The following is an 18,152-nucleotide window of genomic DNA, read 5'->3' as shown; positions in this document are numbered from 1 at the left end:
GTGAGCGCTAACATGGCAGCATTGTTGCTCGCCTGTGATCGTGTTCAGCACCGCCGACCGCGCTGATGTGAATGTTCACAGCGAGACGCCAAAGCTTTGACTGGACTGTGCCGATGACGCGAAGAGCGAGTCGGCCGCCTCACCCGCGTCGCGCGTCGGCGTTCTTGGTGCGCAGCGTCGCCGCCGCGTTGGCCGGATCGTCGGGCCAGGGGTGGCGCGGGTAGCGGCCGCGCATCTCCTTGGCCACCGCGTGCCAGCTGCCGCGCCAGAAGCCGGGCAGGTCCCGCGTCGTCTGGATCGGCCGGCCCGCCGGCGAGGTCAGCGACAGCACCAGTGGCACGCGCTCGGTCCCTACCACCGGATGCTGGTCGAGACCGAACAGCGCCTGGACGCGCAACTCCACCGTCGGCCCCGCCTCGGCGCCATAGTCGATCGCGTGGGTCGACCCCGCCGGGCTGGTGAAATCCGCCGGCGCGACGCGATCGATCGCGCGCAGCGAGTCCCAGCCGAGCAGCCCGCGCAGCGCCTCCACCAGCGCGCCCGGCGCGATCGCGTCGAGCCGGCGCTTGCCCTCGACCAGCGCGGGCAGCCAGTCGTCGAGCCGCTCGAGCAGCGTGGCGTCATCGAGCGGCACGCCGGCATAGGCCGCGCGCGTGCGCAGCGCCTCGGCCGCGCGCGACCAGGGCAGCGGCGTGAGGCCGTGCGCGCGCACGCCCTCCACCAGCGCCGCCGCGATCGCCGCGGGGTCGGCCGTGCTGTCCGGCCCGCTCGACAGCCGGATCGCGCCGAGCCGGCGCTCGCGCAGCGGCTGCACCGCGCCGGTGGCGGGATCGAAGTCGGCGGTGCGGCGCGCCTCGATCCGGTCGGCGAACAGCGCCTCCACCTCCTCCGCCGCGATCGGCGCGGCGGCGAGGATGCGCGCCCCCGCCGCCATCCCCTGCGTCTCCGCCACCGCGAGCCACTCGGCGGAGGCGAGCGGCGACGTCGGGTCCAGCTTGAAGCCGCGCCCACCGACCGAGGCCCAGCGCTCGCCGCTCGCGTCGCGCCGCCGCGCCACGCGATCGGGGAAGCCGAGCGCGACACAGGCGCCGATCGAGTCGGGCGCGCCCTCGCGCTGCCCGCGCTTCACCAGCCCGGCCCAGCGCCTCGCCAGCCCGCGTGCGCTCTCCGCCTTGGGCGAACGGTCGCCGCGCCAGCGCCGCCAGCGCAGCTCGAGGTCGGCGTCCGCGCCGCCGAGCCCGCGCTCCTGGAGCAGCACCGCCACCTCGGCGGCGCGGCGCGGGTCGGCCGCGGCGAGCAGCATGTGCGCGAGCCGCGGCGGCATCGGCAGCGCCGCGATCGCGCGGCCGTGCGCGGTCGGGCGCGCGTCGGCGTCGAGCGCCCCCAGCGCCGCGAGCCGCGCGCGCGCCTCCGCCACCGCGGCCTCCGGCGGCGCGTCGAGCCAGCGCAGGTCGCGCGGGTCACTCACCCCCCATAACGCACAGGCGAGCACCAGCGCCGACAGGTCCGCCTCGATGATCTCGGGCGGGTCGAAGCGCGGCATGCCCGCGGTCGCCGCCGCCGCCCACAGACGATAGGCGACCCCCGGTCCCTGGCGCGCGGCGCGGCCCGCGCGCTGCGTCGCCGCGGCCTGGCTGGCGCGCTCGGTGACCAGCCGCGTCATCCCCGCGGCGCGGTCGTAGCGCGGGCGCCGCGCCAGTCCGCTGTCGACCACCACGCGGATGCCGTCGAGCGTTAGGCTGGTCTCGGCGATGCTGGTTGCGAGCACCAGCTTGCGCGCGCCGTCGGGCTCGGCGCGGATCGCGGCGCGCTGCGCGGCGGGGTCGAGGCTGCCGTGCAGGCGGTGGAGCCGCACCCCGGGCACGTCGCCGACTCGCTCGGCGGTGCGCTCGATCTCGGCGACGCCGGGGAGGAAGGCGAGCACCCCGCCCGCCTCGTCGCGCAGCGCCTGGCGGATCGCGGCCGCCATCGAGTCCTCGATCCGCGCCTCCGCGGCGCGACCGAGGTGGCGCAGCTCGAGCGGGTAGCTGCGCCCCTCGCTCTCCACCACCGGCGCGCCGTCGAGCAAGGTCGCGAAGCGCACGCCGTCGAGCGTCGCCGACATCGCGACGACGCGCAGGTCGGGGCGCAGCGCGGCGCGCGCGTCGAGCGCGAGCGCGAGCCCGAAGTCGCCGTCGAGGCTGCGCTCGTGCACCTCGTCGAAGAGGAGCGCGGCGACGCCGGTCAGCTCGGGGTCGCTCTGGAGCCGCGCGGTGAGGATACCCTCGGTGACGACGGTGACTCGCGTCGCGGCGGAGCGCTTGGTGTCGAGCCGCGTGGCATAGCCGAAGGTCTGGCCGACCGGCTCGCCGGCGAGCTGCGCCATCCGCTCGGCCGCGGCGCGCGCGGCGAGGCGGCGCGGCGAGGTGACGATGATCTCGCCGTCGCACCATTGCTCGGCGAGCAGCGCGGGGGCGACCGCGGTGGTCTTGCCCGCCCCCGGCGGCGCGACCAGCACCGCGGCGCCGCCGTCGCGCAGCGCGGCGAGCAGTTCCGGGAGGACAGTGTGGATCGGCAGCGTCGGGGTCACGCCGCCTGCCCTAGCGGGCGGCGGGGGCGGGAAGAAGGGGTTGGCGTCGCGGATACCGCGGCGTGCGCTATCGCACCCGACACCCACCGCTTGCGCCCCGGCGGAGGCTGGGGCCCAGTGGGGAAGGCCGTCGTGACGACGCGCGGCCGTTGTCACATGCCAGCGTCGATTCAAGCGGAGACGTGACCGTGACTCCTGTTACCTGCCTCAGCAACGTCCCCCCACCTGGGCCCCGGCTTGCGCCGGGGAACAAGAAGGAAGGGCGCCCGGCCGCTCTCCGACCGGGCGCCCTACCACATCAGGTCGAACGGGCCGCCCTATCGCCGCGCGGCCCGCTCACCTCACGCCGTCGCGAGGTCCGCCTTGGCGTTGGCCTTGCTCTCGGCCAGCGTGGTCAGCTTCTCGTCGGTCGACTTCTCCTCGTCGAGCGTCGCCTGGAGCAAGGTGACGACCTGGTCGTGGCCCATCTGCTTGGCCCAGGCGATCAGCGTGCCGTAGCGCGTGATCTCATAATGTTCGACCGCCTGCGCCGAGGCGATCAGCGCGGCGTCGAGCACCGACTTGTCGGCGATGTCGCCGGCGACCTCGTTGGCCTCCTTGATGATGCCGTCGATCGCGGGGCAGGTGACCGCCTTGGCCTTCTCGCCCAGCGCGTCGAACGCCTGCTCGAGCCGCGCGATCTGGCCCTCGGTCTCGCGCAGGTGGGTCTCGAAGCCCTGTTTGAGCTCGGGCGCGGTCGCCTTCTCGATCATCTTGGGCAGCGCCTTGGTGATCTGGTTCTCGGCGTAATAGATGTCCTGCAGCGTGTGCAGGAACAGGTCGTGCAGCGTCTCGATGTCCTTGGTGAACAGGCCCATGGTGATGCTCCTCTGACGATGTGCGAAGGGATGCTGCACGAACGACGGGGGGCCGAGGACGTTGCGCCAGATCAGCGCGCGAACAGGCTGATCGAGATCAACGGCGCGCGAGGGGTGACGCGGCGCGCGCACCGGCGTACAGGGCGCCGCTTATGTCCCGCACCGCTGCCCGCACCAAGGCCCGCGCCGCCGCCCGCCTCGCCGCCGTCCAGGCTTTGTACCAGCATGAGATGGAGGGCACCGCCTTGCCCGCCCTGCTCCACGAGTTCCACCACCACCGACTCGGCGCCGAGATCGAGGAGGCGCAATATGCCGAGGCCGACGTCGACTTCTTCGACGATCTCGTCACCGGCACGAACGCGCGCCAGGGCGAGATCGACCGGCTGATCGAGGCGAAGCTCAGCACCGGCTGGACGCTGGAGCGGCTCGACAAGCCGATGAAGGCGATCCTGCGCGCCGGCTGCTACGAGCTGCTCGCGCGCGAGGACGTGCCGGTGGGCGCGGCGATCAGCTCCTATGTCGACGTCGCGCATGCCTTCTACCAGAAGCGCGAGGCGGGGTTCGTCAACGGACTGCTCGACAATATCGCCAAGGACGTACGCGGCTGAGATGGGCGAGCTGGTCTCGCTGAATCGCGCGCGCAAGGCCAAGCGGCGGGCGGAAGAGGCGGCACAGGCCGTGGCGAACCGCACCGCCTACGGCCGCACCAAGGCGGAGAAGCAGGCCGAGCGGCAGGAGCGCGCGCGGCAGGAGGCGGTGCTCGACGGGGCAAAGCGCGAGGAATGAGCGGCGGGGGGCGGTTGCGTCGCCTCAACCTCCATCGTCATCCCGGCCCTCAGCCGTGATCCATCCCTCCGCGAGCGACAGCCTCGGCTCTCGCGGCACCATGGATCCCGGGTCGAGCCCCGGGATGACGGATGGGGCAGGCGAAAGGCACTGCCACTCGTCGGTGAGGCGCTGAAACGGGAGCGCCAGGACGGGGTACGCCGCGCGAGGCGTGATGGGCCGGGCCGCGCGGTGCGCTCTACCCTCCCCCTACGAACTACCGTCGTCCTGAACTCGTTTCAGGATCCACGGTACCGCATGTGCCGCTACCGCTGGGTGTGCGGCCCGGTGGATCCCGGACCGAGTCCGGGATGACGGCCTAGAGGCTGAGAGGTCTCGCCCCTCCCAGCCGCTCACCCCAGCGGGATCAGCCGCTCGTAGAATCCGGCGAAACGTCCCTCGGGCTCGACCAGATGGATCTCGCAGATCCAGTGGCGCTCCTCGCCATGAGCGTCGGGGTCGCGCAGCCGCGTCGGGTTCTCCGCGCTGATCTGGTGGATCTGCTTGGCGCCGGGCAGCCGCGCGTGCGGGAATTCCGCGACGATATGCCCCGCGATCCGCCCGCCGAAGCGCCACCCCGCCTCCGCGGCCGACTCGCACGCGAAGGCGTAGAGCGAAGCGCCGGTGATGTCGGGCTCGTCCCGGAAACGCGCGCAGACCGCGGCGAACTGCGCCTCGAGGTCGCGGCACAGGGCGTGCTTCACCGGGTCGTCCCCCAAGGCATAGCTCGCGCCGACATCGGCCTCCCAGGTGCCGAACACCGGGCCGAGGTCGAGGAAGACGATGTCGTCGGCAGCGATGTCGCGCACCGGCGGATTGTCCGCCGCGATCGCCAGCGTGTTGGCGCCGGCGCGCACGATCCGCTTGTGCCAGTGTTTCTCGACGCCGAAGACGCGCTCGGCCAGCGCGTAGATGTCGCGCTCGCTGCGCCCGGGCGCGATCAGCCCGCGCGCCTCGATCGCCGCGAGCAGATCGAGCGCGCGCCGCTCCGCCGCCTCCAGTTCCGCCCGCCGCATCGTCACCCCGCACCTCCCACCTCTATCATAGCGGGACCGCGCGCGGGTCACAGCAGGTGGCGCTCCTCCCAGGCGAGCAGGTCGTGGAAGCGACGCTGCAAGGTCACCACCGCGGCGCGATAGCCCGCGGCGTCGTCGCTGATCGCGGCGGGCGGCCAGCGCGCGATATGCGCGCTATAGTCCGCGCGCAGCCCGTCGAGCTGGTTGCGATAGGCCGCCGCGGTGGGCGCGAAGCCCGGCTCGGCGGCGGCACGCGCGGCGACGGCGCGCTGCTCCTCCTGGCTGTGCGTCTGGAAGATGCGCGAGAACTCGAGCCGCTCGCGCAGCAGCACCCCGCTGGCATGGCCGGTCGAGTCCATCAGCGGGAGGAAACGCGCCATCCGCCGGCGCAGGTCATCATGTTCGGCCGGTACGCCCGACATCGTCAGCTCCTATCGAGCGATCGACATAGGGGCACGGGCGTTAACGAGCGGTTCGCCACGCACGACAACCCGCCGCACCCCGGCTATGCCGCGCGCATGACCGAGGCCGATCTCCTCGCGCGCCTGCGCCGGCTGCCGCTCCACCCCGGCGCGCATGGGCTCACCGACGATACCGCGACGCTGGGCGGCTACACGCTCACCACCGACACGTTGGTCGAGGGTGTCCACTTCCTCCCCGACGACCCCGCCGCCGACGTGGCGTGGAAGCTGCTCGCGACCAATTACTCCGACCTTGCCGCCAAGGGCGCGCTGGTCGAGGGCGTGCTGCTCAACTACCCGCTGCGCGACGCCGACTGGGACGCCGCGTTCCTCGACGGGCTCGACGCCGCGCTGCGCGACCTCGGCGGGGCGCTGCTCGGCGGCGACACCGTGACGCTGCCCACGGGGGCGCCGCGCGTGCTGACGCTCACCGCGATCGGGCGCGACGCCGCCGCCCCGGCGCGCGGCGGCGCGCGCGCGGGCGACACGCTCTGGGTCACCGGCACGATCGGCGACGCCGGCGCGGGATTGGCGATCGCGCGCGCTGGCCGAGGCGACGCGGCGCTGCGGGCGCGCTACCGCCGCCCAGTGCCGCGGCTGGCGGAGGGACGTGCGCTGGCGCCGCTGGTCACCGCGATGATGGACGTCTCCGACGGGCTGCTGATCGACGCCGCGCGGATGGCGTTGGCGAGCGGCGTCGCGGTGACGGTCGAGCTCGTCGACGTGCCGCTAGCGGCGGGGGTCACCGACGCGCTCGCCGCCGCGACCGCTGGCGACGATTACGAGCTGCTGTTCGCCGCCGCGCCGGGCTTCGTCGCGCCCGTGCCGGCGACCCGCGTCGGGCGGTTCGAGCCTGGCGCCGGGCTGCGGCTGACCCGCGCCGGCGAGCCGCTGCCGACCCCTCGCCGGCTCGGGTATGAGCACGGGTTGCGCTGACGTTCCCGCATGTTAGCCTCCGCCTCCCGCGCGACACCTCCCGGCGACAGACCGGGCGCGCAACAGGAGGGATGTGAGGCATGACGATCGTCTACCTTGCCATCGTCTGCGGCGTCATCGCCGTACTCTATGGCTTCGTCACCAGCCGCCAGGTGCTCGCCGCGTCGCCGGGCAATGAGCGGATGCAGGATATCGCCAGCGCGATCCAGGAGGGGGCCAAGGCCTATCTCGGGCGCCAGTACACCACCATCGCCGTGGTCGGCGCGATCGTCGCGATCGTGCTCGCGGTCACGCTCGGGCTGCTCTCCACGATCGGCTTCGTCATCGGTGCGCTGCTCTCGGGGGTCGCCGGCTTCGTCGGCATGACGATCTCGGTCCGCGCCAACGTCCGCACCGCCGAGGCGGCGCGCTCGACGCTCCAGCGCGGGCTGACGATGGCGTTCCGCTCGGGCGCGGTGACGGGGATGCTCGTCGCCGGGCTGGGGTTGCTCTCCATCGCCCTGTTCTTCTGGTATCTCACCGGGCCGGCGGGGCTGTTGCCCAACGACCGCGCGATCGTCGAGGCGCTCACCGCGCTGGCGTTCGGCGCCTCGCTGATCTCGATCTTCGCGCGGCTGGGCGGCGGCATCTTCACCAAGGCGGCCGACGTCGGCGCCGACCTGGTCGGCAAGGTCGAGGCCGGCATCCCCGAGGACGATCCGCGCAACCCCGCGGTGATCGCGGACAATGTCGGCGACAACGTGGGCGACTGCGCCGGCATGGCGGCCGACCTGTTCGAGACCTATGTCGTCACGCTCGGCGTCACCATGGTGTCGATCGCGCTGCTGATCCAGGCCGACGCGGCCGAGCTGATGCGGCTGATGAGCCTGCCGCTCGCGGTCGGCGGCGTGTGCATCATCACCTCGATCATCGGGACGTACATGGTGCGGCTCGGCGGCGGCTCGATCATGGGCGCGCTGTACAAGGGCTTCTGGACCTCGGCCTTGCTGTCGATCCCGGCGATCTGGGCGGTGACGCAGTGGACGCTCGGCGACCTGCACCGCGTGATCGGCGGGGCGGGCTTCCTCGACGCCGGCAGCGGCGCGGTGCCCGACGCGGGCGCGACCTCGCAGGCGGCGAGCGGCGTGGCGGGCGTGCCGGCGGCGAGCGCCTTCACCGGCTACGACCTGTTCTTCTCGATGCTGATCGGGCTGGCGGTGACCGGGCTGATCGTGTGGATCACCGAATATTACACCGGCACCAACTACCGCCCGGTCAAGTCGATCGCCAAGGCGAGCGAGACCGGCCACGGCACCAACGTGATCCAGGGGCTCGCCATCAGCCTCGAGGCGACCGCGCTGCCGACGCTCGTGATCGTGGTCGCGGTGGTCGCCGCTTATAAGCTCGCCGGCATCATCGGCATCGCCTTCGCCGCGACCGCGATGCTGGCGCAGGCGGGCATGGTGGTCGCGCTCGACGCCTACGGCCCGGTGACCGACAATGCCGGCGGCATCGCCGAGATGGCGGGGCTGGAGGACGAGGTGCGCGAGCGCACCGACGCGCTCGACGCGGTCGGCAACACCACCAAGGCGGTGACCAAGGGCTATGCGATCGGCTCGGCGGGGCTCGCCGCGCTGGTGCTGTTCGGCGCGTACACCACCGACCTGCAGACCTATTTCCCCGACCTGTCGGTCAACTTCTCGCTCAGCAACCCGTACGTGATCGTCGGGCTGCTGCTCGGCGCGCTGCTGCCCTATCTGTTCGGCGCCTTCGGCATGACCGCGGTGGGGCGCGCGGCGGGCGCGGTGGTCGAGGAGGTGCGCCAGCAATTCCGCGACAATCCCGGCATCATGCAGGGGACCAGCCGGCCGAACTACGGCCGCACCGTCGACCTCGTCACCCGCGCCGCGATCCGCGAGATGATCGTGCCGTCGCTGCTGCCGGTGCTGTCGCCGATCGCGCTCTACTTCATCGTCACCGCGGTCGACGGGCAGGCGAGCGGATTCGCCGCGCTGGGCGCGATGCTGCTCGGCGTGATCGTCTCGGGGCTGTTCGTGGCCCTGTCGATGACCTCGGGCGGCGGCGCCTGGGACAATGCCAAAAAGTTCATCGAGGACGGCAATCACGGCGGCAAGGGCTCGGAGGCGCACAAGGCCGCGGTGACCGGCGACACCGTCGGCGACCCCTACAAGGACACCGCCGGCCCGGCGGTGAACCCGATGATCAAGATCACCAACATCGTCGCGCTGCTGCTGCTCGCCGCGCTGGCGGGGGGTGGCGGCTGACGTCAGATCCTTTCCTGCAAGGGGAGGTGGCAGCCCGCAGGGCTGACGGAGGGGTGTCACCGAAGGTGAGGCGGGCGAGACTCACCGCCGGCGACACCCTCCGTCGCGCTGCGCGCGCCACCTCCCCTTGCAGGGAAGGATTCTCCTCTCGATCAACCCAGATTAGTCCACATCGGACCCTGCCCCTCTCGCCCGGCCCGACTCACCTCCGTTCCGGACGAACCAACCCGTGACGCCCTCGTACCAACCACGCTGCTCTCGCGCGCATGGGTACGAACCGGCCGACGAACCACCTCTACTATGGCGACAATCTCGACGTCCTGCGGCGTGAGATCGCGGACGCCAGCGTCGACCTGATCTACCTCGACCCGCCGTTCAACTCGAACGCCAGCTACAACATCCTCTTCCGCGCGCCCGACGGCGCGGGCACCGCGGCGCAGGTCGAGGCCTTCCACGACAGCTGGCACTGGAACGACGCCGCCGCCGACGCCTTCGACCAGGTCGCGCGCAGCGGCCATGCGGACGCGTTCCAGCTGCTCGACTCGCTCCGCCGCTTCCTCGGCGAGAACGACATGCTCGCCTATCTCGCGATGATGACGATCCGGCTGATCGAGCTGCGCCGCGTGCTCAAGCCCAGCGGCAGCCTCTATCTCCACTGCGACCCGACCGCTGGCCATTACCTCAAGCTGCTGCTCGACGGCGTGTTCGCCCCGCGCGCCTTCCGTCGCGAGATCGTGTGGCGCTCGGGCTGGGTGAGCGGCTTCAAGACCCGCACCGCCAACTGGGTGCGCAACCACGACACGATCTTCTATTACGTCCGGGACCCCGCCGCCGACTGGACCTTCAACAAGCAATATGTCGCGCACGCCGCCGGCTACGAGCGCCGCGGCGGGGGCGCCAACCCGCTCGGCAAGCCGATCGACGACGTATGGGACGATCCCGCGCTCTACTCGCCCAACATCAAGTCCTTCTCGGTCGAGAAGCTGGGGTATCCGACGCAGAAGCCGGTCGCGCTGCTGGAGCGGATCATCGCCGCCTCGTCGCGGCCCGGCGACCTCGTGCTCGACCCGTTCTGCGGCTGCGGCACCGCGGTGCATGCCGCGCAGAAGCTGGCGCGGCGCTGGACCGGGATCGACGTGACCCATCTCGCCATCGCGCTGATCGAGAAGCGCCTGCACGCCGCCTTCCCCGACGCGCGCTTCACCGTCGAAGGCACGCCACGCGACCTCGCCTCGGCCGAGGACCTGGCGCGACGCGACCGCTATCAGTTCCAGTGGTGGGTCGTCTTCCTGATCGGCGCGATGCCGCACGGCGGGCGACGCAAGGGCGCGGACGGCGGGGTCGACGGGCTGCTCTACTGCCGCCCCGACGGGCGCACGGTCGAGCGCGCGTTGGTATCGGTGAAGAGCGGCGAGCAGGTGGGCGTGGCGATGGTGCGCGAGCTTCACGCGGCGATGGTGCGCGATCGCGCGATCGCGGGCGTGTTCGTCACCCGCGCCGCCCCGACCGAGCCGATGATCCGCGAGGCCGCCGCGGTGGGGCGCTTCGCCAGCAGCGCGACGGGGCGCAGCTACGCGCGGTTGCAGATCCTGACGCTCGCCGAACTGATGGCGGGCAAGCGCCCCGACCTGCCGCACGTCGACCCCAACGCCGCCTTCCGCCAGGCCGTGCGCGAGGATCGCGGCGGCCAGGGCTCGCTGCTGTGAGGCCATCCGGCCGGCGCGGCTGAACAGATGTCGATCAGTCACTTAGCGCCATAAAGCCGGGCGGCGCGTGCTAGCGGCTCGGCATGCCGCCCGCTTACTCCTTCGCGATCGATCCCGCCCGCGACCTCGTTCGCATCACCATCGCCGGCTTCTTCACCGCGCCCGACATCGCCGCGTTCGCGCGAGGGTTGGCGGCGGCACAGCGTGAGCTGCGCTGCGCGCCCAACCAGCACGTCACGCTGGTCGACATGCGCGCGATCGACATCCAGGCGCAGGACAGCGTCGACGCCTTCCAGCGCGTGGTCGGTGATCCCGCCACCGCGTCGCGGCGCCTCGCCTTCGTGGTCGGCCTTTCACTCGCGCGGCGCCAGATCCGCCGCGCCGCCGAGATCCGCGGTGCGGCCTTCTTCGCCACGTCGGGCGAGGCAGAGGCCTGGCTGCTCTCCGACGCGCCGCCGCCCGCCTGACCTCACCGCCGCGCGGCCTCCCCCAGCGCGAGCAGCTCGGCGCGCTGCGCCGGCGTCAGCAGCGCGAGCGGCACGAACGGCGGCACCCCGCGATCGCGCCGGCGGAACAGCAGCAGCGTGCCCTGCTCCACCGCCGCCACCTCGTCCCAGCCGAGCCGCAGCGTGCCGCGCGGCGAGGCCAGCACCAGCCCGCTCTCGCGCCAAGCCAGCGTGGTGAGCAGCGCGGTCGGGGGCTGGCAGGCGAAGCGGCGCCGGACACGTCGCACCAGCCGCCGGCGTGCCGCCAGCGGCGCCACCAGCAGCATCGCCGCGCTCCAGCCCAGCGCGGCGAGCACCAGCGCGACCTGTGTCGTGACTCGCTCACCCTCGCCGAGATCGCCGGTGCCGAGCGCCACCGCGAGCCCTGACCAGGGAAGCGTGACCAGGGCGAGACGGCGGCACCAGCCGCGCCGCGCGGCGCCTGCGCGCGTCGCCGCCAGCAGATCCTCGTAGCGCAGCGCGAAAGTGGTAGCCCGCATGCTCCACTATAGACGGCCGCGCGGGCCGCCTTGCCGAACCGCCCCGCACTGTCCATATACGGGGCGCGCCGCGCCTCACGGGTCGCCGCGCGATCCACGCGCTCGCCTTTCCTTTCTCCGCCGTCTCGGCTAAGGGCGCGCGCACTCAGCGCGAAAGAGACACCGTTTGGCGAAAGAAGAACTCCTCGAGATGCGCGGGCAGGTAGTGGAGCTGCTGCCCAACGCGATGTTCCGCGTCCGGCTCGAGAACGACCATGAGATCCTCGGCCACACCGCGGGCAAGATGCGCAAGAACCGCATCCGCGTGCTCGTCGGCGACGAGGTGCTGGTCGAGCTGACCCCGTACGACCTCACCAAGGGTCGCATCACCTATCGCTTCATGCCCGGCCGCGGCGGCCCCGGCCCGTCCTGAGCCGCGCGCCGGACGAGCTCTCCCATGACGCTGACGGTGAGAGCGTGACGCCGCACGACGGCGCCGCGCCGCTGGTGCTCGCCTCCTCCTCGCCGCGCCGCCGCGACCTGCTCGCGCGGCTCGGCGTCTCCCCCGCGCGGACCGAGTCGCCCGACATCGACGAGACGCCGCGCCCGCGCGAGCTGCCGCGCGCCTATGCGCTGCGCCTCGCCGAGGAGAAAGCGCGCGCGGTGACGCGCGAGGCGGGCGAGGCCGTGCTCGCCGGCGACACCACGATCGCGCTCGGCCGCCGCATCCTGCCCCCCGCCACCGACCCGGAGGTGCAGCGCACCTTGCTGCGGCTGCTCGCCGGGCGGCGCCACCACGCGCTCTCGGCGGTGTGCGTGATCGCGCCCGACGGCCGCGGGCGCACCCGGCTGGCAGACACGGTGGTCGCGTTCAAGCCGCTGAGCGAGGCGGAGATCGACGCCTATGTCGCGTGTGGCGAGGGGCTCGGCAAGGCGGGCGGCTACGCCATCCAGGGCCGCGCCGAGGCGTTCGTGCGCTTCCTCGCCGGCAGCCACTCGGGGGTGGTCGGCCTGCCGCTGTTCGAGACGCGCGCGCTGCTCGCCACCGCGGGCGTCCTGCTTGGCTGAGTGGCTGTACGAGGAGGGGATCGGCGAGGCGCGCGCCGCGCTGGTCGAGGGCGAGCGGATCCTCGCCGCGCGGATCGAGCTGCCCGACGGCCTGCGCGTCGGCACCGTCGCGCCGGCGCGGCTGCGCGAGCGCCGAGTCGCCGTGCTGGAGGACGGGCGCGAGCTGCTGCTCGACCGCGCGCCGCCGGGCGTGACGCTCGGCGCGCGGCTGACGGTGGAAGTGACGCGCGAGGCGATTCCCGAGCCCGGCCGCGCCAAGCGCGCGCGCGGTCGCGTCACCGACGCCGCGCCAGTCGCGGGCGCGAGCCTGCGCGACCGGATCGCCGCGACCGGCCTTCCGGTCATCGAGCCGCGCGCGCACGAGGCCGACGTGCTCGAGGCGGCGGGCTGGTCAGAGGTGCTGGAAGAGGCGCGCACCGGTGAGATCGCCTTCGCCGGCGGCGCGCTGCGGATGTCGCCGACCCCGGCGATGACGCTGTTCGACGTCGACGGCGACGACGCGCCCGACTCGCTCGCGCTGCGCGCCGCCACCGCGGTGGCCCACGCGATCCGGCGCCACGGCATCGGCGGCTCGATCGGGATCGACTTTCCCAGCGTCACCGGCAAGGCGGCGCGCCAGGCGGTCGCCGCCGCGCTCGATGCCGCGCTGCCGCCGCCGTTCGAGCGTACCGCGGTCAACGGCTTCGGCTTTCTCCAGGTGGTACGCCCGCGACCGCGCGCCTCGCTGCCCGAGCGGCTGCGCGAGGATCCCGTCGGCGCGGAGGCGCGCGCCGCGCTGCGCCGGATCGAGCGTGAGCCGCCGAGCGCCTCGCCGCGCCATCGCCTGCCCGAGCCGGTGCGCGCACGCGTGCTGGCCAGCCCCGACTGGCAGGACGCGCTGCTGCGCCGCACTGGACGACTGCTTATATTCGAGTGATGACCCAGCTTTGCCCGATCTGCGCCGCCCCGGCGCACCCCGACCACGCCCCCTTCTGCGGCCGCGGCTGCAAGGACCGCGACCTGCTGCGCTGGCTCGGCGAGGGCTACCGCCTGCCCGGGCCCGCGATCGACGACGAGATGCAGGAGGGGCTGGACAAGCCGCGCGACACCGCCTAGGGACCGCGCCTCACCGCTCAGCGAGCGGTGCGCCCAAGTAGCTCAGTTGGTAGAGCATACGACTGAAAATCGTAGTGTCGGTGGTTCGATCCCGCCCTTGGGCACCATACCCTTCCTAACGGCCTGCAATGCCTAGGAAAGCCCAGAAATCCGCCATTCCGCTCGACGAACCTGGTACAAACACCGGGGCAAAATCGGACATGGCAAAGCTTCGCGACTGGGTCCGCAAGGAGGCGACTGGCCGCCTCATTTTTCGTCGCGTCTACCCAGAGACACTCCGCCCCTTTCTGGCCAAGCCGGGCCAACGCGAGCTGAAGGTGTCGCTCGGCGCCAAGGACGTCCTCAGCGTCGAAGCGTATCGCGTCTACGATGCCGCCAAGCGGCGCTACGACCTGGATGTGAGGCAGGCACGAGCGCTTCAAAGCGTCGAGCACGGCGGGGTACGAGAGAGGACGGTTCATCGCCGCCGCTCTTCTTTCGAGGCCCGAACTCCAACCAGACGCCTCTACGCTCAACGAAGTCGAAGGCAGACGCAGGGTTAAAATGAAGTGGCGTGCTCTGTAGGACGCGCATAACGAACTTATAGAGGTGGATAGTCGACGCAGACATCAGCGATGTAACAACTGTACGATCTGGAGTTAGGTGGCGGCGGCTTTGCGGAAGACTGCAAAACTTCACGTGCGGCAATTGCAACCGTGTCCGCAGCCTAGAAGCGCGACTTACGGAGGAGCTCGTGACTGATGCCTTCGTATGCCACTCCTGCATCGTAGAGCCCGAGGCTGCGTTCGCTAGAGGGCTGGGCCTAATGTCGACAACTCCGAGACGAGCGACTTCGACTCAAAGCCTATGTTCTGTCGCCGCGCGCAGCCCCTCCAGCATCAAAATGTCACCGTGAGGGACGTCTTGGCCTCGAATTACACCGAGAGACCGCGATCACGCGGAACTTTTAGGAAAACGCGAATACTTACGGCTCCCTCCGGGCAGCGGGGCGTGGTCACAGCGGCGTCGGGGGGGGGGCCATTTCGCAACTGACGACTTCGCTGAAGGCGCCGTGCTCCCGCTCGGACCTTCACATCACCCGCGGTTGGCCGCGAGCGCATATGGCTACGGGTAGTTGCGTGTGAGGGCCTTGAATCTAATCTTGTCAGGCTGCCCGATCATACTGGAGGCCACCTCGAACCAAGATAGGACTGCGCGACCACGCAGGAGACAGTGACCGCGGCGCTTCTGCTGCTCGCCGGCGGCCTCGGCGCGCTCCAGGCGGCGACGCTGCTCGCGGCGCTGCCGTTCTGCCTCATCATGCTGATGCTGGCGATCGGGCTGATCCGGCAGACCAACGCCGATCTCGCCGGCATCACGCTCTCCGACGCGGCGCCGGCGGTCGGCGAGCGGCTCAGGCGACTGCTGGTGCCGGCCCGCCGCGACGACATCCTGCGACAGCTGCGCGACACCGGCGAACCCGCGCTCCGATCGGTGTACGAGGCGCTGCGGGAGGAAGGCTGGACCGATAGCGAGCTCGTGCTGACCGAGGACGCGATCGCCTTGTCGGTCGGCGCCGATAGCCAGCGCGCCTTCAGTTATCGCCTTACGCCCCGGTCACGGCCGCTCGCCGCCTACACCGCGCTGGAGGCGTCGGAGGCGCGCCGCAGCGTGGCCTGGTACCTCGCCGCGCAGAGCAGCGTGGGCACGCGTGCGCGCGACCTCACCGATCTCACCGTCGAACAGGTGAAGGCCGACGTCGTCGCTCAGCTCGAGCGCTGGCGGCTCGGCTAGTCGATCTTTCCGCGGCACGGGGACATGGCCCGCCACCGCGACGGCGCGCCGCGCGCTTGGTTTTCTCGTGCTATAGTAGTTCGGCTACTGGCGGTGTCGGCGTAAGATCGTCTCGAAAGCCCGAAATCGATCGGCGCCAGCCCGCGACATGCCAGCCTTGCGCCAGCATGCGCAGATCTAACACGACACCGCGCCGCGCCAGCTTCTACGAGCCAGACCTGGCGCGGTGGTCGTCGGCGGCGCGGGCGTGAGTTCCCGCGCCGGCTGGAGTTCGCTTACTTGGGCATGTCTACGAGTCGCGGCGTGGCGTTCCAGGTGAAGTCGTCGCGCATCTTCAGCTGAAGGCCGTTGCCGAGGTCGCCGCCCGAGCAGTTAAGCAGCTTGTTGATGCAGTTCGCGGTCCACATGGCGAGCACCTTGTCGTCCCAAGCGCCAATCCAGTCGGCGTGGAAGGTGGTGCCGGGGCGCTGCGTTGCCATGCCGGGCATCGAGTCGGAGGCGAGCGTCCACGTGCTCTTGCCCTCGCTCCACTCACCCGAGGTGTCGAGATCCTCGTCCACCGTGTACCACGCGCCGAGCGTGAAAGTCGGCACGATATACGGATGAGTCGCCGGGCACTTGAGGATACCATCCCAGCCATAGCTCGGGAAAGCCATGTGGCTGCGATGGTCACCCGAGTTGAGTTGACGTCCGTTCCAGCAGCTCGGCGCTTGGATCACCGCACCGATGCGGTTGCCCACCGGGCAGAACTTCGCCGCGGTGACAAGATCCGGATAATGGCCAGGTGTCGCAGTCGGGCCATCGCAGTTAAAGTAGAAGTTATTCTCGCTCTTGCCAGTTCCCATGTTGTAACCGAACACGAAGCGCAGACCTCGCGGCATGTCGACACACGCCTTTCCCTCGATCTGGCAGGCCGGGCTGCTTTCAGGGATGCGCTTGTAGTAAATTGAGACATAGTCTGGCCGGACAACCTTGCCCTTGCCGTTGAGCATCGCTGGAACCCAATAGGCCGAGCGGTTCAATTTATTGTTGCACGTGCTGTCGCCGCTAAAGCGCAGCTTCCCGTAATCGGAATAAGCGTTAGCGCCAGTGTTACCAAAGAACTGGTGCGCGTGCGACTTGCCAGGCTGACCGGGGAAGACGATCGGGTCGTCCTTCAGCACCTGACCGGGCATGCAGATGAAGCGGAAGGCGCCGACCACGTCCGGTGCGCCCGACTGCGGGATCGCGCCCGTTCCCCAGGACGGCACCAGCAAGTCCTCTGTCTTGAAGTTGCTGGCGTAGGACGGCTGCTGGACGACGCCGAAAGGCCCGGTCTTTCGGATCGCGTCGACGGGCAGTCCGTCGGCGGCAAGCTTCACCGTCGCGGCAGGCTTGGCCGCCGGGGTGGCCGGCGCAGCGATCACCGCGACCAAGCTGGTGGCAGCCTGAGCGACGTTGGCAGTGTTCGTCGCCGCATAAGCACTCGACGCGGCGACCACGGCCGCGCCCACGATCCAAAGCTTCTTCATGAAACCCCCGAAGAGATAGACGTTGGACGGAGCCACTGCGACGATGCGAGAAGTCGCGCGCCTTCCGACTAAAATCGTCTTACTCCGGAATTCCATTCAGATCGGTTAAACCAAAGGGTTTCAAGTTCTTAACCGACGCGTACGACGGGGCGGCGTTAACTTGTACTTAACTGCTGCTTCGGTCGAACTCATCTCATCGAGCGTGAACGCCGATCAACTGCGCCGAAGCAGCCCCGCCGCGGCGCTCGCCGGGATCATCACGCCGCGGTACTGAACGGGCAATAAGAACGGCGATGGCGCCGCATCACGTAACCGGACGAGTCCTCACGGCAGCGCCCGGCGCAGCCGCCGCGGGCGGAAGTGGGGAATGATGCGACCGCGCGCCCTTCCCGATGCCGGATTCGCGAGACGGCGCAGCCCGCGGCTCCGGCATCGAACGTGGCGCGGGCACACGGCTCGCCCGGACGCTTCCGCCCTACCCCGCCCACTCGCTCCACAGCGCGGCGGGATCGGGGCGCGGGCGTTCCTCCAGCGCGCGGCCGGGCGTGCCGATGAACATGAAGCCGGCGATCCGCTCGGGCGCGGCGCCGAACAGGTCGCGCACCGCGTCGGAGAAGGCCGGCCAGCCGGTCAGCCAGCCCGCCGCGAAGCCGTGCGCGTGCGCGGCGTGGAGCAGGTTCATGCACGCCGCGCCCGCCGACAGCTCCTGCTCCCACAGAGGGATGTGGCTCTCCAGCCGGGGCGAGGAGAGCGCCACCACCAGCGCGGGCGCCTGGCGCGCGAACTGGTCCATCGCCTCGAGTTCGAGCCGCGCCGCCGCCGGACGCTCGGCGCGATAGGCCTCCACCAGCCGCGCGGCCAAGGCGTCGCGGCGCTCGTCGGGGACGATCACGAAGCGCCACGGCGCCAGCTTGCCGTGATCGGGCGTGCGCCCGGCGAGCTGGATCATGCCGACGAGCTGGTCGCGCGTCGGCCCGGGCGCGACCAGGTCGCGCGGCTTGCCCGAGCGGCGCGTGGCGAGCAGCGCGAGCGGCGAGGAGAGGTCGTTGAACATCGCCGGGACAGATAGCGCGCCCGGGGGATATTTACAGCGGCGCACGAGACGCT

At 71.1% G+C, this 18,152-nt stretch carries 19 protein-coding genes and 1 tRNA gene; 13 read left to right on the top strand and 7 right to left on the bottom strand.

The features are described from left to right. Window positions 1-139 precede the first annotated feature (139 nt). Together hrpB and KZ820_RS13175 are read right to left on the bottom strand one after the other, a co-directional pair. Window positions 140-2,569 carry an ATP-dependent helicase HrpB gene (hrpB, locus tag KZ820_RS13180; RefSeq protein WP_219749080.1) on the bottom strand — a complete coding sequence of 810 codons (2,430 nt, stop codon included), beginning with the start codon at window positions 2,567-2,569 and terminating at the stop codon, window positions 140-142. A 341-nt stretch (window positions 2,570-2,910) separates the two neighbouring features. Next, window positions 2,911-3,426: a YciE/YciF ferroxidase family protein gene (locus KZ820_RS13175; RefSeq protein WP_219749079.1), complete on the bottom strand. Its 516-nt coding sequence runs from the start codon at window positions 3,424-3,426 to the stop codon at window positions 2,911-2,913. A gap of 152 nt (window positions 3,427-3,578) precedes the next feature. On the opposite strand from KZ820_RS13175, the gene nusB reads away from it, so the two are divergent. Continuing rightward, window positions 3,579-4,034, top strand: coding sequence for a transcription antitermination factor NusB (nusB, locus tag KZ820_RS13170; protein ID WP_132908719.1), 456 nt, complete (start codon window positions 3,579-3,581; stop codon window positions 4,032-4,034). A 1-nt stretch (window position 4,035) separates the two neighbouring features. Next, complete coding sequence (locus tag KZ820_RS13165; protein ID WP_219749078.1) at window positions 4,036-4,212, top strand: DUF4169 family protein; 177 nt, start codon at window positions 4,036-4,038, stop codon at window positions 4,210-4,212. Window positions 4,213-4,604: 392 nt separating this feature from the next. On the opposite strand, the gene KZ820_RS13160 is transcribed toward KZ820_RS13165, so the two are convergent. Next, window positions 4,605-5,267 carry a M24 family metallopeptidase gene (locus KZ820_RS13160; protein ID WP_219749213.1) on the bottom strand — a complete coding sequence of 221 codons (663 nt, stop codon included), beginning with the start codon at window positions 5,265-5,267 and terminating at the stop codon, window positions 4,605-4,607. A 47-nt stretch (window positions 5,268-5,314) separates the two neighbouring features. Beyond that, window positions 5,315-5,689: a hypothetical protein gene (locus KZ820_RS13155; protein WP_219749077.1), complete on the bottom strand. Its 375-nt coding sequence runs from the start codon at window positions 5,687-5,689 to the stop codon at window positions 5,315-5,317. Between the two features lie 96 nt (window positions 5,690-5,785). Between KZ820_RS13155 and thiL the strand changes: the two genes are divergently transcribed. From thiL to KZ820_RS13135, 4 genes are all read left to right on the top strand, one after another. Further along, window positions 5,786-6,664, top strand: a complete 879-nt coding sequence (gene thiL / locus KZ820_RS13150; RefSeq protein ID WP_219749076.1) for a thiamine-phosphate kinase — start codon at window positions 5,786-5,788, stop codon at window positions 6,662-6,664. 80 nt (window positions 6,665-6,744) lie between these two features. After that, window positions 6,745-8,928 carry a sodium-translocating pyrophosphatase gene (locus KZ820_RS13145; RefSeq protein ID WP_219749075.1) on the top strand — a complete coding sequence of 728 codons (2,184 nt, stop codon included), beginning with the start codon at window positions 6,745-6,747 and terminating at the stop codon, window positions 8,926-8,928. Between the two features lie 266 nt (window positions 8,929-9,194). Then, window positions 9,195-10,634: a DNA methyltransferase gene (locus KZ820_RS13140; RefSeq protein WP_219749074.1), complete on the top strand. Its 1,440-nt coding sequence runs from the start codon at window positions 9,195-9,197 to the stop codon at window positions 10,632-10,634. 83 nt (window positions 10,635-10,717) lie between these two features. Then, a complete protein-coding gene (locus tag KZ820_RS13135) occupies window positions 10,718-11,101 on the top strand; it encodes a hypothetical protein (protein ID WP_219749073.1) in 384 nt (127 codons plus the stop codon). A 2-nt stretch (window positions 11,102-11,103) separates the two neighbouring features. Here the strand turns inward: KZ820_RS13135 and KZ820_RS13130 are convergent, their stop codons facing one another. Then, a complete protein-coding gene (locus KZ820_RS13130) occupies window positions 11,104-11,619 on the bottom strand; it encodes a hypothetical protein (RefSeq protein ID WP_219749072.1) in 516 nt (171 codons plus the stop codon). Window positions 11,620-11,785: 166 nt separating this feature from the next. On the opposite strand from KZ820_RS13130, the gene infA reads away from it, so the two are divergent. The 7 genes from infA to KZ820_RS13095 all read left to right on the top strand — a co-directional run bounded on the left by infA (window position 11,786) and on the right by KZ820_RS13095 (window position 15,534). Continuing rightward, window positions 11,786-12,031 (top strand): translation initiation factor IF-1, encoded by a 246-nt coding sequence (gene infA / locus KZ820_RS13125; protein ID WP_022685627.1) that lies wholly within the window; start codon window positions 11,786-11,788, stop codon window positions 12,029-12,031. Between the two features lie 44 nt (window positions 12,032-12,075). After that, complete coding sequence (locus KZ820_RS13120) at window positions 12,076-12,666, top strand: Maf family protein (protein ID WP_219749071.1); 591 nt, start codon at window positions 12,076-12,078, stop codon at window positions 12,664-12,666. Beyond that, window positions 12,659-13,582, top strand: coding sequence for a ribonuclease E/G (locus KZ820_RS13115; RefSeq protein WP_219749070.1), 924 nt, complete (start codon window positions 12,659-12,661; stop codon window positions 13,580-13,582). The genes KZ820_RS13120 and KZ820_RS13115 overlap by 8 nt, the downstream gene beginning before the upstream one ends. Then, window positions 13,582-13,761, top strand: a complete 180-nt coding sequence (locus KZ820_RS13110) for a DNA gyrase inhibitor YacG (protein ID WP_219749069.1) — start codon at window positions 13,582-13,584, stop codon at window positions 13,759-13,761. The genes KZ820_RS13115 and KZ820_RS13110 overlap by 1 nt, the downstream gene beginning before the upstream one ends. A 31-nt stretch (window positions 13,762-13,792) precedes the next feature. Further along, a tRNA-Phe gene (locus KZ820_RS13105) sits at window positions 13,793-13,868 on the top strand. A gap of 93 nt (window positions 13,869-13,961) precedes the next feature. Then, window positions 13,962-14,303 carry a hypothetical protein gene (locus KZ820_RS13100; RefSeq protein ID WP_219749068.1) on the top strand — a complete coding sequence of 114 codons (342 nt, stop codon included), beginning with the start codon at window positions 13,962-13,964 and terminating at the stop codon, window positions 14,301-14,303. 670 nt (window positions 14,304-14,973) lie between these two features. Next, complete coding sequence (locus KZ820_RS13095; RefSeq protein WP_219749067.1) at window positions 14,974-15,534, top strand: BCCT family transporter; 561 nt, start codon at window positions 14,974-14,976, stop codon at window positions 15,532-15,534. Between the two features lie 275 nt (window positions 15,535-15,809). Here the strand turns inward: KZ820_RS13095 and KZ820_RS13090 are convergent, their stop codons facing one another. Both KZ820_RS13090 and KZ820_RS13085 read right to left on the bottom strand, forming a co-directional pair. Further along, a complete protein-coding gene (locus KZ820_RS13090) occupies window positions 15,810-17,045 on the bottom strand; it encodes a DUF1996 domain-containing protein (RefSeq protein WP_219749066.1) in 1,236 nt (411 codons plus the stop codon). A gap of 475 nt (window positions 17,046-17,520) precedes the next feature. Continuing rightward, a complete protein-coding gene (locus KZ820_RS13085) occupies window positions 17,521-18,099 on the bottom strand; it encodes a nitroreductase family protein (protein ID WP_219749212.1) in 579 nt (192 codons plus the stop codon). Window positions 18,100-18,152: the final 53 nt, after the last annotated feature.

Origin of the sequence: Sphingomonas citri (genome assembly GCF_019429485.1) — a bacterium.
Lineage (GTDB): Bacteria > Pseudomonadota > Alphaproteobacteria > Sphingomonadales > Sphingomonadaceae > Sphingomonas > Sphingomonas citri.
This window is presented reverse-complemented; position numbering and strand designations above follow the sequence as displayed.

Bases quoted from the DNA above. Each gene is read 5' to 3' on its own strand.
- KZ820_RS13135 (WP_219749073.1), top strand. From the start codon at position 10,718: ATGCCGCCCGCTTACTCCTTCGCGATCGATCCCGCCCGCGACCTCGTT.
- KZ820_RS13130 (WP_219749072.1), bottom strand. From the start codon at position 11,619: ATGCGGGCTACCACTTTCGCGCTGCGCTACGAGGATCTGCTGGCGGCG.
- KZ820_RS13145 (WP_219749075.1), top strand. From the start codon at position 6,745: ATGACGATCGTCTACCTTGCCATCGTCTGCGGCGTCATCGCCGTACTC.
- KZ820_RS13090 (WP_219749066.1), bottom strand. From the start codon at position 17,045: ATGAAGAAGCTTTGGATCGTGGGCGCGGCCGTGGTCGCCGCGTCGAGT.
- KZ820_RS13160 (WP_219749213.1), bottom strand. From the start codon at position 5,267: ATGCGGCGGGCGGAACTGGAGGCGGCGGAGCGGCGCGCGCTCGATCTG.
- thiL (WP_219749076.1), top strand. From the start codon at position 5,786: ATGACCGAGGCCGATCTCCTCGCGCGCCTGCGCCGGCTGCCGCTCCAC.
- KZ820_RS13140 (WP_219749074.1), top strand. From the start codon at position 9,195: ATGGGTACGAACCGGCCGACGAACCACCTCTACTATGGCGACAATCTC.
- nusB (WP_132908719.1), top strand. From the start codon at position 3,579: ATGTCCCGCACCGCTGCCCGCACCAAGGCCCGCGCCGCCGCCCGCCTC.
- KZ820_RS13085 (WP_219749212.1), bottom strand. From the start codon at position 18,099: ATGTTCAACGACCTCTCCTCGCCGCTCGCGCTGCTCGCCACGCGCCGC.
- KZ820_RS13110 (WP_219749069.1), top strand. From the start codon at position 13,582: ATGACCCAGCTTTGCCCGATCTGCGCCGCCCCGGCGCACCCCGACCAC.
- KZ820_RS13165 (WP_219749078.1), top strand. From the start codon at position 4,036: ATGGGCGAGCTGGTCTCGCTGAATCGCGCGCGCAAGGCCAAGCGGCGG.
- KZ820_RS13175 (WP_219749079.1), bottom strand. From the start codon at position 3,426: ATGGGCCTGTTCACCAAGGACATCGAGACGCTGCACGACCTGTTCCTG.
- KZ820_RS13155 (WP_219749077.1), bottom strand. From the start codon at position 5,689: ATGTCGGGCGTACCGGCCGAACATGATGACCTGCGCCGGCGGATGGCG.
- KZ820_RS13100 (WP_219749068.1), top strand. From the start codon at position 13,962: ATGGCAAAGCTTCGCGACTGGGTCCGCAAGGAGGCGACTGGCCGCCTC.